13 protein-coding genes are annotated in these 14,933 nt (G+C 60.5%); 9 read left to right on the top strand and 4 right to left on the bottom strand.

Features of this window, described 5'->3' with window-relative positions:
• Nucleotides 1–29: 29 nt before the first annotated feature.
• The 6 genes from OQ273_RS19205 (at nt 30) to OQ273_RS19180 (ending at nt 7,511) form a co-directional block, all read left to right on the top strand.
• Nucleotides 30–980 carry an ABC transporter permease gene (locus OQ273_RS19205; RefSeq protein WP_267992471.1) on the top strand — a complete coding sequence of 317 codons (951 nt, stop codon included), beginning with the start codon at nt 30–32 and terminating at the stop codon, nt 978–980.
• A gap of 68 nt (nt 981–1,048) precedes the next feature.
• Nucleotides 1,049–1,846 carry an ABC transporter permease gene (locus OQ273_RS19200; protein WP_425493428.1) on the top strand — a complete coding sequence of 266 codons (798 nt, stop codon included), beginning with the start codon at nt 1,049–1,051 and terminating at the stop codon, nt 1,844–1,846.
• Nucleotides 1,846–3,474 carry an ABC transporter ATP-binding protein gene (locus OQ273_RS19195; protein ID WP_267992469.1) on the top strand — a complete coding sequence of 543 codons (1,629 nt, stop codon included), beginning with the start codon at nt 1,846–1,848 and terminating at the stop codon, nt 3,472–3,474. The genes OQ273_RS19200 and OQ273_RS19195 overlap by 1 nt, the downstream gene beginning before the upstream one ends.
• A 251-nt stretch (nt 3,475–3,725) precedes the next feature.
• A complete protein-coding gene (locus OQ273_RS19190) occupies nt 3,726–4,214 on the top strand; it encodes a (2Fe-2S)-binding protein (protein ID WP_267992467.1) in 489 nt (162 codons plus the stop codon).
• 128 nt (nt 4,215–4,342) lie between these two features.
• Nucleotides 4,343–6,685, top strand: a complete 2,343-nt coding sequence (locus OQ273_RS19185) for a xanthine dehydrogenase family protein molybdopterin-binding subunit (protein WP_267992465.1) — start codon at nt 4,343–4,345, stop codon at nt 6,683–6,685.
• Between the two features lie 25 nt (nt 6,686–6,710).
• Entirely contained in the window at nt 6,711–7,511 is an 801-nt protein-coding gene (locus tag OQ273_RS19180) for an FAD binding domain-containing protein (protein WP_267992463.1), read from the top strand.
• Nucleotides 7,512–7,584: 73 nt separating this feature from the next.
• Here OQ273_RS19180 and OQ273_RS19175 read toward each other — a convergent pair whose 3' ends face one another.
• Nucleotides 7,585–8,229, bottom strand: a complete 645-nt coding sequence (locus tag OQ273_RS19175; protein WP_267992461.1) for a L,D-transpeptidase — start codon at nt 8,227–8,229, stop codon at nt 7,585–7,587.
• Between the two features lie 216 nt (nt 8,230–8,445).
• Between OQ273_RS19175 and OQ273_RS19170 the strand changes: the two genes are divergently transcribed.
• Nucleotides 8,446–8,931 carry an MmcB family DNA repair protein gene (locus tag OQ273_RS19170; protein ID WP_267992459.1) on the top strand — a complete coding sequence of 162 codons (486 nt, stop codon included), beginning with the start codon at nt 8,446–8,448 and terminating at the stop codon, nt 8,929–8,931.
• Nucleotides 8,932–8,937: 6 nt separating this feature from the next.
• Here OQ273_RS19170 and OQ273_RS19165 read toward each other — a convergent pair whose 3' ends face one another.
• The 3 genes from OQ273_RS19165 to hrpB all read right to left on the bottom strand — a co-directional run bounded on the left by OQ273_RS19165 (nt 8,938) and on the right by hrpB (nt 13,401).
• The gene (locus OQ273_RS19165) at nt 8,938–9,507 is read right to left on the bottom strand and encodes an ActR/PrrA/RegA family redox response regulator transcription factor (protein ID WP_267992457.1); all 570 of its coding nucleotides are present in this window, start codon (nt 9,505–9,507) and stop codon (nt 8,938–8,940) included.
• 93 nt (nt 9,508–9,600) lie between these two features.
• Entirely contained in the window at nt 9,601–10,893 is a 1,293-nt protein-coding gene (locus OQ273_RS19160; RefSeq protein ID WP_267992455.1) for an ActS/PrrB/RegB family redox-sensitive histidine kinase, read from the bottom strand.
• Nucleotides 10,894–10,923: 30 nt separating this feature from the next.
• Entirely contained in the window at nt 10,924–13,401 is a 2,478-nt protein-coding gene (gene hrpB, locus OQ273_RS19155; RefSeq protein ID WP_267992453.1) for an ATP-dependent helicase HrpB, read from the bottom strand.
• 136 nt (nt 13,402–13,537) lie between these two features.
• On the opposite strand from hrpB, the gene OQ273_RS19150 reads away from it, so the two are divergent.
• Both OQ273_RS19150 and OQ273_RS19145 read left to right on the top strand, forming a co-directional pair.
• Complete coding sequence (locus OQ273_RS19150) at nt 13,538–14,287, top strand: SDR family NAD(P)-dependent oxidoreductase (protein ID WP_267992451.1); 750 nt, start codon at nt 13,538–13,540, stop codon at nt 14,285–14,287.
• 15 nt (nt 14,288–14,302) lie between these two features.
• Complete coding sequence (locus OQ273_RS19145; RefSeq protein ID WP_267992449.1) at nt 14,303–14,929, top strand: LysE family translocator; 627 nt, start codon at nt 14,303–14,305, stop codon at nt 14,927–14,929.
• The last annotated feature ends 4 nt before the right edge of the window (nt 14,930–14,933 follow it).

Raw genomic sequence — 14,933 nt, 5'->3', positions numbered from 1 at the left:
ACTGACCGAAGCGATTTTGAGCCGGCTTCATGCTTCCCTTCGTATTCAAACGGCTGGTCTCCCTGACCCTCAGCCTGCTTGCCGCGAGCCTGGTGATTTTCTTCGTTATCGAAGTCGTTCCGGGTGATCCGGCCTCATTCATGCTGGGGCTCAATGCCGAACCTGATACCGTTGCCGCCTTGCGCGAAAGCCTTGGCCTCAATGCCTCGGCGCCGGTCCGCTACTGGCAATGGATTACCGGCCTGCTGCAGGGGGAGTTCGGCACCAGCTATACCTACCGCGTTCCCGTCAGTGAGCTCATTGCCGACCGCATCTGGGTCTCGATACCGCTGTCCGTCTATGCGTTGCTGCTTTCCACAGTGATCGCATTTCCGGTCGGCGTTCTGGCCGCGGCCCGGCGCAATTCGCCCACCGATGTCTCGATCATGGGTGTGACTCAGCTAGGCATTGCGGTTCCGAATTTCTGGTTCGCCATGCTTCTGGTGCTGGTTTTTGCCGTTAACCTGAGATGGTTTTCCGCTGGCGGATTTCCCGGCTGGGAAGCGGGTTTTTTCGCCGGCATGAAGGCGCTGACCCTGCCGGCAATCGCTCTTGCCCTGCCGCAGGCATCGATCCTTGCGCGTGTCATGCGTTCGTCATTGCTCGATACGCTGAGTGAAGATTTTGTCCGAACCGCCCGGGCCAAGGGTCTGACCCGCCGCCAGGCTCTGTGGCGCCATGCCCTGCGCAACGCGCTGATCCCGGTCCTGACCATCATCGGTCTGCAGTTTTCCTTCCTGCTTGCCGGCGCGATCATCATCGAAAACGTCTTCTTCCTGCCGGGGCTTGGCCGCCTTGTGTTCCAGAGCATTACCCAACGCGATCTGATCGTTGTTAAAAGCGTGATCTTCCTGCTGGTCTTCGCGGTCATCCTCGTCACATTCATTGTCGACATCACCTATGCAATTGCCGATCCCAGGCTGCGGAGGGCGCGGGCATGAGTGACCTTCGCGTCGAGCCGTCCCTGCGCGCCGGCATGGTGAGTGCCGCGCTGCGTTCGCCGAGCTTCATGATCGGGTCGGTGCTGACGGTGCTGTTCGTCTTTGTGGCGCTGATGTCTTTTGTCTGGACACCCTATGACGTCACCCAGCTCGACATTGCCAACAAACTGAAGACGCCGTCCTTGACCCACTGGTTCGGCACCGACGCGTTCGGCCGGGACATTTTCTCCATGGTGATGGTCGGCGCGCGTGTTTCGATTGCCGTCGCCCTCATTGCCGTCGGGATCGGCATCGTCATCGGCGTGCCGCTCGGTCTGCTGGCGGCCGCGCGGCACGGCAGCCTGATCGACGAGGTCGTCATGCGGACCAACGATCTGGTCTTTGCATTTCCGGCCCTGCTCATGGCCATCATGATTACCGCCGTTTTCGGGCCGAGCGCCGTCAATGCGATCATCGCGATCGGCATCTTCAACATTCCGGTGTTCGCCCGGCTGTCGCGCGGCGCCGCGCTGTCGCTGTGGCAGCGCGACTACATTCTGGCCGCTCGCGTTGCCGGCAAGGGCAAGACGCTTATTTCAGCCGAGCATATCCTGCCCAACATCACCAACCTCCTGATCGTCCAGGGGACGATCCAGTTTTCGCTTGGTATCCTGGCGGAAGCCGCTCTTGCCTATGTCGGTCTTGGCACCCAGCCGCCCTTGCCGAGCTGGGGGCGTATGCTTTCGGAAGCCCAGACCATGATCTATATCGCTCCCCATCTGGCGATCTTTCCGGGCCTTGCCATTGTTTTCACGGTGCTGGGTCTCAATCTGATGGGCGACGGTCTGCGTGATATCTTCGATCCCAAGCTCAGGCGGGCACGCTGATGTCGCTGATGGATGTGGAAAATCTGACCTTATCCATCAAGGGCGTGCCGATCCTCCATGATGTGGATCTCAGGGTGGATGCCGGCGAGGTTCTCGGCGTTGTCGGCGAATCCGGATCCGGCAAATCCATGACCGCCATGGCGATCATGCAGCTCCTGCCGACCGGCACCGAGTGGGGCGGCTCGATCCGGCTGGACGGCAAGACGCTGGAGGCATTTTCAGAGAAGGACATGTGTGCCCTGCGCGGCAATGATATCGGCATGGTCTTTCAGGAGCCGATGACGGCGCTGAACCCGGTCCAGACGATTGGCGATCAGGTGGCCGAGACCATCCTTGTTCATTCGGGCAAATCGCGACGTGAGGCCAAGCGCATTGCCAGGGAGGCCTTGAACCGCGTTGGTCTGCCGGAGGACCGTTTCCCGCTCGATCGTTACCCGCACGATCTTTCGGGCGGCCAGCGCCAGCGCGTCGTGATTGCCATGGCGATCGCGCTTCGCCCCAAGCTGCTGATCGCCGACGAGCCGACGACAGCGCTTGATGTGACCACGCAGGCGCAGATCCTGAAGCTTCTGAGGCAACTGGTCGATGAAGACGGGATGGGCCTCATCTTGATCACCCATGACCTGGCCGTCGTCGCTGAGATGGCCGATCATATCACCATCATGAAAGACGGCCGCGTGGTCGAGGCGGGCGACACGCTGGCGCTGTTTCGCCGCATGGAGCATCCCTACACGAAAGCGCTCTTTGAGGCGTCCAGCCACGTGCCGAATCGCAATCCGGTGCATGTGCCGGAGCGGGGCGAGCCGGTGGTCGATGTGCATGAAGTCGTGCGCGACTATCCCCTGCCGCGCCGGTCGCTGTTTCGTGCGCCCGGTCATTTCCGCGCGGTCGATCATGTTTCGCTCGCCATCCGGCGCGGCGAAAATGTCGGTCTTGTGGGAGAAAGCGGCTGCGGAAAATCGACCCTGACGCGGGCCATCCTTGCCCTCGATCCGGTCCAGGGTGGAGAGATCAGATTGAATGGCGGCGTCTTTTCGACCGGCGGTGAAGGGCCGGGGCGGGACATGCGCCGCCAGGTACAGGTGGTCTTTCAGGATCCTTACAGCTCGTTCAATCCGCGCCATCGTGTCGACCGGCTTATCTCGGAACCGTTTTTTCTGCTCGACAAGCAGCCCGCTCGCGAAGAGCGCAACCGCCGCATCGACAACGCGCTGGTCAATGTCGGTCTTCAGTCCTCGGATGCGCACAAATACATCCACGAGTTTTCCGGCGGGCAGAGGCAGAGGATTGCCATTGCCCGGGCCTTGATCATCGAACCGTCGCTGATTGTCTTGGATGAAGCGGTCTCCGCGCTGGATGTCTCCATTCGTGCGCAGATTCTCGATCTTCTGGCCGATCTGTCGGACCGGCTGGCCATCTCCTATCTCTTCATTTCTCATGATTTGTCGGTGGTCCGCGCCATCACCGACCGGGTGCTCGTCATGAAATCCGGCAAGGTCGTGGAAGAAGGGCCGACCGAGGCTGTGTTCCGCAATCCGCAGCACAGCTACACAAGGGAGCTCCTCGCAGCAACGCCCGTTCTGGATGAGGCGCTCAAGGCCCGTGAGGCACGTCTAGCGGCCGACTAAGCCGTTCCCGGGGAAGGCCGGTTCTCATTCTTTTCATCATTCCCAACCCCTTTCAGACTTGACAGTCCATGGCGGGGCTGGCTCCATTGAACTGGAATAATTCAAAACGGTCACCGGGTTTCGGTCCGCGTGCCCACCGTTAAAAATCGGCAGGGTTGTCAGCGGATCAACAAACCGTCGGGCACACCGGTTGAGACAAAAGAAAGCCGACATATATTCAAATATGTTTCAGCGTATCTGGGAGGAGTTGAATGACAAGCATAACGATGACCGTAAACGGGCGCGAGGTCAGCGCAGACGCCGAGGATCGAACGCTTCTGGTCGAGTTTTTGCGTGACAATCTGGGGCTCACCGGCACCCATGTCGGCTGTGATACGTCCCAGTGCGGGGCTTGCGTCGTCCATATCGATGGTGCCGCAGTCAAAGCCTGCACCATGCTTGCCGCCCAGGCGGCCGGTTCTGATGTGACCACCATTGAAGGCCTTGCAGGGGGTGGGGAACTTCATCCCGTCCAAAAGGCCTTCCACGAGAATCACGGCCTGCAATGCGGCTTCTGCACGCCCGGAATGATCATGGCAGCGACTGAGATGATCAACAGGCATGGCGCGTCGCTGGACGAAAAGATGGTGCGTGCCGAACTCGACGGCAATATCTGCCGCTGCACGGGCTACCATAACATCGTCAAATCCATTCTTGCCGCGGCGGCGGAAATGGGCGGCGCGCAGCAGGCAGCCGAATAGATCAATTGGTGCGGAGTGGAGCCGTTCGGGCACTGATCCTCTGATCAGTCGGAGCGCGAGGAGACCCGTTTCAAAAACGGGGCGCGCAGCGGACGCAAAGGCCACCCGCCATACGGAGGAGTTATCAGATGGGTGTTGAAGGTATTGGCGCCAGCGTTGCGCGCAAGGAAGACAAGCGTTTCATAACCGGCAAGGGTCGTTACACGGACGACATGGTTGTGCCGGGCATGAAGCATGCCTATTTCGTGCGCAGCCCGCATGCGCATGCCAAGATCAAGGGTATCGACAAATCCGCGGCTCTTGCCGTCGATGGGGTCATCGACGTGCTGGACGGAAAGCAGCTTACGGAAGACGGGATTGGCAACCTGATCTGTGGCTGGATGATCCATTCCAAGGACGGATCGCCGATGAATATGGGCGCCTGGCGTCCGCTGGCCGAAGACACGGTGCGCTATGTCGGTGACGCGGTAGCGATCGTCGTTGCGGAAAGCCGGGCACAGGCGCGTGAAGGCGCGGAAGCGGTGGCTGTCGACTATGACGAACTGCCGGCTGTGACCGAGGCGATGGATGCGCTTGAGTCCGGAGCGCCTCAGATTCATCCCGAAGCGGCGGGCAATCTCATCTATGATTGGGAAATCGGCGAAAGCGCCGCCACCGATGCCGCGCTTGAGAGTGCTGCTCACGTCACCGAGATGAATATCGTCAACAACCGGCTGATTCCCAATGCGATGGAGCCGCGCGCAGCGCTTGGCCTCTATGATGCCGCGGAAGACCATTATACCTGCTGGACGACATCCCAGAACCCGCATGTCGCCCGTCTGGTGATGAGCGCCTTCTACAATGTCGCGCCGGAAAACAAGCTACGGGTCATTGCTCCGGATGTCGGCGGCGGTTTCGGTTCGAAAATCTATATCTATCCGGAAGAGATCGTTTGCCTGTGGGCATCGAAACGAACCGGAGTACCGGTAAAGTGGGTTGCCGACCGCACCGAATCCTTCCAGTGCGATGCCCATGGGCGTGACCATATCTCCAACATCAAGATCGGGTTTGATTCGGACAATCGGATTACCGCGTTGAAGGTCGATACGGTTGCCAATCTCGGCGCCTATATGTCGTTGTTCTCATCGTCCGTTCCGACCTACCTTTATGCAACCTTGTTGTCGGGGCAGTACAATATTGCCAACATCCACGCCAATGTCCGCACGGTCTACACCAACACAGCGCCGGTGGACGCCTATCGCGGCGCCGGACGACCGGAGGCAAGCTACTTGCTCGAGCGGACAATGGAGACCGCCGCGCGTGAGCTGGGTGTCAGCCCCGCCGAACTGCGCCGCAAGAACTTCATTACCGAGTTCCCGCACCAAACGCCGGTCATCATGACCTATGACGGCGGCGATTTCGGCGCCTCTCTGGATGCTGCCATGAAGGCGGCGGATTATGACGGCTTTGCCGCCCGCAAGGCGGAGTCCGAAGCACGCGGCAAGCTGCGCGGCATCGGCATGAGCTGTTACATCGAGGCTTGCGGCATTGCGCCCTCAAAGGCCGTCGGAGCGCTTGGCGCTGGTGTCGGCCTTTGGGAATCGGCAGAGGTGCGGGTCAATGCGGTCGGTACGATTGAAGTGCTGACCGGATCGCACAGTCACGGCCAGGGCCATGAGACGACCTTTGCACAACTGGTCGCCGAGCGCCTCGGTGTGAGCGTCGATACCGTCAACATCGTCCATGGCGACACCGATAAGGTGCAGATGGGCATGGGGACCTACGGCTCTCGTTCCGGCGCGGTGGGAATGTCCGCCATCTCCGTGGCGCTGGACAAGGTCGAAGCCAAGGCCAAGAAGATCGCTGCGCATCAGTTGGAAGCCGATGAGGCCGACATCGTGATCGAGGAAGGCGAACTGAAGGTCGCCGGTACGGACAAGGCGCTGCCCTGGTTTCAGCTCGCTCTTGCAGCCTATACGGCACACAACCTGCCGGAAGGCATGGAGCCGGGCCTGAAGGAGAGCGCCTTCTTCGATCCGTCCAACTTCAGCTTCCCCGCCGGATGCCATATCTGCGAGGTGGAAGTGGATCCCGACACCGGTCGCACACTGATTACGCAGTTTGTCGCCGCCGACGATTTCGGAACGATCATCAACCCGATGATTGTCGACGGACAGGTGCATGGCGGTGTTGCCCAGGGTATCGGCCAGGCACTGCTTGAGGGTTGTGCCTATGACGCGGAGACCGGCCAGCTCATGACAGCCAGCTACATGGATTACACCATGCCGCGGGCCGATGACCTGCCGTGGTTCAATGTCACAACCACCAAGACGGAGTCGCCATCCAACCCGCTCGGCCTGAAAGGCTGCGGCGAAGCCGGCGCGATCGGCTCTCCGCCAGCGGTTATCAACGCCATTACGGATGCCATCGGCAACAACGATCTGGCCATGCCCGCGACACCGCAAGCGGTGTGGGCGGCGGTCAAGCGCTGAAGCACCGAGAGGAAAGGACACAACCATGTATAAGACAAACTATCACCGTGCCTCCTCGGTCGATGAGGCAGCCAAGCTGATCGCCGGTTCCGACGACGGCAAGCTGCTGGCCGGTGGCCACACGCTCATTCCGACCATGAAGCAGCGGCTGGCCGCACCAAGCGATCTTGTCGATCTGCGACACATTGCCGATCTTAAAGGCATATCGGTCGACGGCGGCAAGGTGAAGATCGGTGCGGCTACCACGCATGCCGAAGTCGCCGAGTCGGCGGATATCCGCGGCGCCTGCCCGGCGCTTGCCCATCTTGCCTCGGGTATCGGCGATCCGCATGTGCGCAATATGGGTACGATCGGCGGATCGATCGCCAACAATGATCCGGCCGCCGACTATCCGGCGGCCATGCTGGGGCTGAAGGCGACAATCCACACCAACAGCCGCGAAATCAGTGCCGACGATTTTTTCCTCGGCATGTTCGAGACCGCGTTGAACGATGGTGAAATCATCACGGCAATTTCCTTCGATGCGCCCGAAAAGGCGGGTTACCAGAAATTCCCGAACCCGGCCTCGCGCTATGCGATGACGGGCGTTTTCGTGGCGAACGGTAATGGCGGCGTGCGGGTCGCAGTGACCGGCGCTGGAAGCGACGGCGTTTTCCGCGCCGGTGATATGGAGGCGGCGCTTGGCTCCAACTTCTCTGCCGCCGCGCTCGATAGCGTCTCGGTGGACCCGTCGAACCTGCTGTCCGATCTGCACGGCTCGTCCGAATACCGTGCAAATCTTGTCAAGGTCATGGCGCGCCGGGCTGTAGACGCCGCCGCCGCCTGATCCGAACGGAACCGAAAAAAAAGCCGCCCGGATGTATGTCCGGGCGGCTTTTTGTTGGACTGGTCTCAGGCTGTTACTGGATCACGACGACCCGTGCGCTGCGACCGGGCTTGACCCGATTGTAGAGGTCGATCACATCCTGGTTCATCAGCCGGATGCAGCCGGATGACGCGGCGGTGCCGATGGAATTCCATTCCGGTGAGCCGTGGAGGCGGTAGAGCGTGTCGTTTCCGTCCTTGTCGAACAGGTAAAGCGCCCTTGCCCCAAGCGGGTTTTTCAGTCCCGGAGCCTGCCCGCCATTGGCGTATTTCTTCAGCCGTGGTTCGCGTTCGATCATTTCTTTCGGCGGATGCCAGCGCGGCCAGGGCTGTTTCCATGAGACATAGGCCTCGCCTTCCCATTCGAAACCGGCGCGTCCGACACCGATGCCATAGCGTACCGCCTTGTTTCCGGGAAGCACATAGTAAAGGAAACGCTTGCGCGTATTGACGATGATCGTGCCCGGTTTTTCAGGCGTATAGTATGTGACGATCTGACGGTGATACTGTTTTGGCACCCGACTGATCGGTACTGCCGGGATCTTGTAACCGCCGTCCTTTACCGAACCGTATTCGCTGGTGAAGATTTCCTGGGTCAGCTCCGGCCCGCCGCTCACGCAGCCGGCGAGCGCCAGCATGGCAGCGATACCAATTCCCGAAATGGCTTTACGCAAGTTCATTTTGGCCCCTCTACTGTCCTTTGACAGGTGTATTCCCGTACGGACAATTTACTTTTATGGTTTATTTTTTATTACCGCAGCCATTTCAAGAGTTGTCACGTCGTAAATAATTCGTGAGCGGCCAGATCGGCGCCGGATATGGCATTCCTGCAACGCCTTGCCGGCCTTGCCAAGAACCGCCGCGCATGACAGCTTACCAGCAAACAGGTCATTTGAATGCCAATTGTCTCGCCGCATCCCGAGCCCACGCTGGTCGATGGGCGCCAGTCCGAACGTGCCCTGCTTGTACGCCGTGGCGTTCAGCGGCTGTTCGGCGACTTGAGACATGCCGTCCTGCCCGAACTGGGTCTTGCAAGCGGCAGGCGCGCGGATCTCATTTCATTGTCGGAAAAGGGCGAGATCTGGATAGTCGAGATAAAGTCCTCGATCGAAGACTTGCGTGCGGACAGCAAATGGCCGGATTATCGACAGCATTGCGACAGGCTGTTCTTTGCCACCCATCCGGACGTGCCGCTGGATATTTTCCCGCCCGATTGCGGCATGATCCTGTCGGATGGTTTTGGCGCCGAGATTGTCCGTCAAGCCCCGGAGCACAAGCTCGCGCCGGCCACACGCAAGGCGCTGACGCTTCGATTTGCACGCGTCGGTGCCGATCGTCTGCTGATCGCCGAGCAGACAGCCTACGGCCAGTTGGAACGCTGAAGCGATCTAGCGAGGGGCTCTCTTGGCGAGAATGCGCTGCAGGGTCCGGCGGTGCATATTAAGCCGGCGCGCTGTCTCCGAAACGTTCCTGTCGCACATTTCATAGACCCTTTGAATGTGCTCCCAGCGCACGCGATCGGCTGACATCGGGTTTTCCGGTGGCTCCGCCTTCTCCCCGGGCTTGCGGGTTAGGGCCGCGAAAACCTCGTCGGCATCGGCCGGCTTGGCGAGATAATCGATGGCGCCGAGTTTCACCGCGTTCACGGCCGTTGCGATATTGCCGTAGCCGGTCAGCATGACGATGCGCGTGTCTTCGCGCATCTTGCGTATATCTTCGATCAGCTCGAGGCCGTTGCCGTCGCCCAGTCTGAGATCGACAACCGCGTATTTTGGTGGCGCCGCTTTGACCGAGGCACGGCCGGCGGCAACCGATTCGGCAAGCTCAACCGCAAAACCGCGAATTTCCATCGCCCGCCCGAGGCGGCGCAGAAACGGTCCGTCATCATCGACGATGAGCAGAGACCGATCGTCTCCGATCAGTTCGAGTTGGCTTTCGTTGATAGTCTGTGTGTTCATCTTGAGAAGAGATCCCTCAAACGCGCTCTAGGCTACCACATAAAGCTGTTGCGAAAAAAAGCCAATATATACAAAGGTGGATTCGCACCGGCCCTATGCGACTTCCATCGCCGCTCGCGGCCAGGTGACCGTCACATTTGCGCTGCGGCCATTCCGGTTGTGGAATTTCAGGCTGGCGCCCGAACGCTCCAGCAAGGTCTTGGCAATGAAGAGGCCAAGCCCCAGCCCGCCTGCGCTTGGCTCGCTGCTGTGATTGCGCCGGGTTACATAAGGATCGCCGATCCGCGACAGCACAACGGCGGGGAAACCCGGTCCGTCATCGCTGATGCGTATGGAGACCTTGTCGGCGGTGCATTCGGTTTCCACTTCGACCTCCGACTTGGCGAAATCGACAGCATTCTCCAAAAGATTGCCAAGGCCGTAAAGGATGCCTGCGTTGCGCTGACCGACCGGATCGTCCTGCGGGTCTGCTGTGTGTCTGACCTTGATATCGACGCCGAATTCACGATGCGGGGCGATGACTTCCTCAATCAGCGAGGAAAGCGGAAGCCGGCTTATGAGAGCTTCTTCGTCCGAGGATAGGGTGGTAAGCCGGCGCATGATGTCACGGCACCGTTCGCTCTGGGACCGCAGCAGATGCACATCTTCGCCATATTGCTCGTCGTCCCCGAGGGCCCGCTCCATCTCACGCGCCACAACGGTAATTGTTGCCAGCGGCGTTCCGAGTTCGTGAGCCGCCGCCGCGGCAAGGCCGTCCAGTGCCGACAAGTGCTGTTCGCGCTGCAGCGTAAACTCCGTTGCCATCAGCGCGTCCGCAAGTTCCTCGGCCTCGGCGGAGACACGATAGGCGTAAAAGGCGGAGAAGGCGGCCATTGATACGATCGCGATCCAGTTTCCCGTAATAAGCACCCAGGGCGGCTCGAACGGCGGGCCAGGATACCATGGCAGCGGCCGGTGATAGACCGCAAGCACCGTGACCGCCAGCACCGCGATAACACCGAGAACGACAATGTTGCGCGGCGGCAGCGAAGCCGCCGCAACGATCACCGGAACACACACCAGAACCGAGAATGGATTGACCAGACCGCCTGTCAAAAACAGCAGGCCGAAAAGTTGCAGCATGTCGAGGCCGAGAACAACCGTCGACATTGTGGGGCTGAGACGGTGTGCCTTGGGATAGCGAATGCGCAGCGCGATATTGATCAGTGCCAGGCAGGCGATCAGCAGAAAACAGGAGGCGACAGGCAGCGGAAACTCGAAACCATAGGCAACGCCCAGAACGGTGACGCTCTGGCCGATAATGGCCAGTGTGCGCAACCGGATGAGCGTGCGCATCCTCAAATGGTCGGCATAACGGGTTTCAGCGGGGTGTTCGGAGTAGTCCATGGCAGTCCGTCAGTTCGGGTTTTTGCAATCTTACTGTTTGCTTTTGCTTTTGACACGCCGTGTCGGTTCGGCCGTTGCCGGGTCCTGAGGCCAAGGGTGCTTGGGGTACCGGCCCCGCATGTCGGCTCTGACATCTGCCCAGGATCCTGCCCAGAAGCCGGGCAGGTCGCGGGTTTTCTGGATTGGCCGCTGTGCCGGCGAGAGCAGTTCCAGTACAAGAGGTACCGTGCCGTTCGCAAGGGCCGGATGTTCACGCAGGCCGAAAAGCTCCTGGACCCTCACGCTCAGCACCGGCTCGTCTTCCTCATATCGGATCGCAAGGTTTGAGCCGGCCGGTGTCTGGAATTGCCTGGGCGCCAATCGGTCGATGTCGCGCTGCAGGTCGAAAGGCACAAGAGACATGAGCCCGTTGGCAAGGCTTTCCGGCGCAATGCGGCCAAACGCCATGCAACCCGGTTGGAAGGGCAGGAACCATTGGTCGAGACAGTCAAGCAATGCGCCATCGGACATGTCCGGCCATGGCTCGCCCTGCGTTCGTCTCAACCAGTCAAGGCGACCGCGCAACTGCTTGGCCGAAGATGACCAGGGGAGTGCATCGATGCCGCAAAGGCGCACGCCGTCCGCCAGCGCATCGGCCACCGCGTCGGGCGAGGGCGTTTGAAGCGGCTGTTGATCGACAATGAGGGCACCGAGGCGCCGGACACGCCGTCCACGTACGCTGCGTGTATCCCGCTCGAAGGTGACCTCTTCGGCCTCGGACATCTTGTCGGCGAGTTCCGTTTCGATGGTTTGCGCGTCAATCCGTGCGGCTGACAAGATCCGTTGCGAAGCAGCCTTTCCCGTCAGATCGGCAACCACGATATAGGGCTCCTTTGCCAACCCGGAATGCTCCTCGACAAAAGCACCCCTGCCGTTGGCGAGCGAAAACCGCGTCTTTCCGTCCATATCGCCGCGACGGCGCGCGACCCGGTCTGAAAATCCGCTCAGAAGAAAGGGCCCGGCCTCCGGCACAAACCCGGTTTCGCCTTCATTCTTGCCGCCAACAATTTGTGCGATGCGTTTTGCCAGTGAACGGGCGCTCTTTGCCCGCTTGTCGCTGGCGCGGCGGAATTGCCGCCAGCGCCCGTCAAGATCGATGGACGGGCCGCCAAGGCCCTGTTCGCTCATCAGCACTGCAAGCTCGGCGGCGTCATGGGCCGATCCCTGACGCGCTGCATCCGAGACCATGGCCGCAAGCCGCACGGGCAATCCAAGTGTGCGCATCGTCCGGCCTTTTTCGCTCAGATGGCCGGCTTCATCGAGTGCACCGAGTGTTTGAAGCAGGCTGCGTGCTTCGGCAATCGCCGGTCCCGGCGGAGGGTCGATGAAACGCATGGAAGCCGGATCCGTCACCCCCCATGCCGCGCAGTCGAGGATGAGGCCGCTCAGATCGCTGGCCAGCATTTGCGGCGGGGTGAACTCCGGCAAGGCCGCCGTTTGCTCCTCGCGCCAAAGGCGGACAGCAATGCCGGGTTCCGTTCGGCCGGCACGCCCGGCCCGTTGGTTTGCCGAGGCCCTTGATGCGCGAACCGTTTCCAGCCGGGTAATGCCGGTCGACGGTTCGAACACGGGCAGGCGCTGCAGCCCGCTATCGATGACAATGCGTATGCCATCGATGGTAATCGAGGTTTCGGCGATTGCCGTTGCCAGCACGATCTTTCGCTGACCTTTCGTCGGCGGTCGTATGGCGGCATCCTGCTCCTTGGCGGAAAGGTCCCCATAGAGCGGCGCGATGACGGCCTTGAGATTGTCATTTTGAAGCAGTTCGGCCGTGCGGCGGATTTCGCCCTGACCGGGCAGGAAAGCCAGGATTGATCCGGTTTCCCGGCCGAAAGCCTCGACAATTGCCGCATGCATGACCGCTTCGATCCGCTCGGTCGGTTTACGCTCGCGGTATCGTATGGCAACAGGAAAGGCACGACCGCGGCTTTCGATAATGGTTGCACCGTCCATGAGCTGGCTGACACGCGCCACATCGAGCGTTGCCGACATGACAAGAAGCCGAAGGTCTTCGCGCAGCGCCGACTTCACCTCAAGAGCGAGCGCCAGCCCGAAATCGGCCTCAAGGGACCGTTCGTGGTACTCGTCGAAAAGAACGGCTGCAACGCCGGGCAGTTCCGGGTCGGCAAGCGCCATGCGGCTGAAAATGCCCTCCGTCACGACCTCAATGCGGGTCCTGCCGCTGACCCGCGTATCCAGCCGGGTGCGGTAGCCGACGGTTTCGCCCACCTCCTCGCCAATCAGCCGCGCCATTTGCCGGGCGCTTGCCCGCGCTGCAAGCCGTCGTGGTTCAAGCACCAGGATCCGGCCGTCCTTTCGCCAGGATGCATTCAGAAGGTGTAACGGCACAAGGGTGGTCTTGCCGGCCCCGGGCGGTGCGGCAAGGACGGCAGAGCCGCGCTCCTCAAGCGCGGCAAGCAGCGCCGGAACGGCTTCGCTGACGGGGAGTTCTGGAAGCATATGGGTCATCGTTTCGCTCTCCGCTCTAAAGCCTTTGGCGACAAAAATGAAGCGTTGCCGTGAGGTGAATCTGATACCGCCCCTCGCTATCGCGGGTTGCTTGCGTTACATAAAGATCAAATGCAATTCCGTCCGGAGGTATACGATGAGTAAGGAGCAGGGCCGCAGGACCTTGGTTCTGACCGGCGCGAGCCGGGGCATCGGTCACGCGACCGTCAAGCGGTTTTCAGCCGCGGGCTGGCGCGTCATTACCTGCTCGCGGCAGGATTTTGCCGAAAACTGCCCCTGGCCGGCCGGCCCCGAGGACCACATCAAGATTGATCTGTCCGATCCCGAGGATGTTGGCAGTGCTGTCGCTGAAATCCGTCACCGGCTGGAAAAGGAAGGCGGCCAGCTGCATGCGCTGGTCAACAATGCGGGTATATCACCGAAAACAGCCGAAGGTGAAAGGCTCAATTCGCTGGAAACGCCGATGCATACATGGCGCGATGTCTTTCAGGTGAATTTCTTTGCGCCCATTCTGCTGGCGCGTGGCCTCTTCAAGGAACTGGCCGCAGCAAACGGCTCGATCGTCAATGTAACCTCCATCGCCGGCTCGCGTGTCCATCCCTTTGCCGGGACAGCCTATGCGACCTCAAAGGCTGCGCTGGCATCATTGACGCGTGAGATGGCGGCCGATTTCGGACCCCATGGCATAAGGGTCAATGCGATTGCGCCGGGAGAGATCGAAACGGCGATCCTGTCGCCCGGAACCGAGAAGATTGTCGAGAATATTCCGCTCAGGCGCCTTGGTTCGACCGAGGAGGTGGCCGAGACGATCCATTTTCTGTGTACCGAAGCGTCTTCTTACGTCACCGGCAGCGAAATTCACATCAATGGCGGGCAGCACGTCTAGCCGGCAGTTTCCTAGATGATCGACCAGACAACGCTTCTGACCTACCTCGCCATTCTGCTTGGCTTCGTTTTCATACCGGGGCCGGCGGTTCTTTTGACGCTTGCGAGGGCATCAAGTTCCGGCACGCGCGTTGGTATGGCAACGGGGCTTGGCATCGCCATCGGCGATGTCATCCACACGGCAATGGTCGTACTTGGCCTTTCCGCAATTATCCTCGCATCGGCTTTTCTCTTCAGCCTGATCAAATATGCGGGTGCGGCCTATCTGATCTATCTCGGCATCCGCGCGATCCTGGAAAGGCCTCATGTCGCGGGGCTGGAAGGCGCTCCGCGGATCACGGCCAGGCAGGCGATGCGTCAGGCCGTTCTGGCCGAGGTGCTCAATCCGAAATCGGCCATGTTCTTTCTCGCTTTCCTGCCGCAATTCGTGAAGCCGGAGAACGGCGCGGTCGCGCTGCAACTGACGATATTGGGTCTGCTGTTCGTCGCCATGGGGCTTGTCAGCACCATGGTGGTCGCGGCCTGCGCAGGCGGCGTCGGCCGGTTCCTGCGGCGCAACCCCACCATACTGCGATGGCAGGGCAAATTCACCGGCGCAATCTATTGCGCACTCGGCGTCCGGTTGGCTCTGCAGGAGCGTTAGGCAC

Source organism: Hoeflea prorocentri, from assembly GCF_027944115.1.
Taxonomy (GTDB): Bacteria; Pseudomonadota; Alphaproteobacteria; order Rhizobiales; family Rhizobiaceae; genus Hoeflea_A; species Hoeflea_A prorocentri.
Note: the sequence above shows the minus strand (reverse complement) of the source record. Positions and strands in the feature narration are given on the sequence as shown.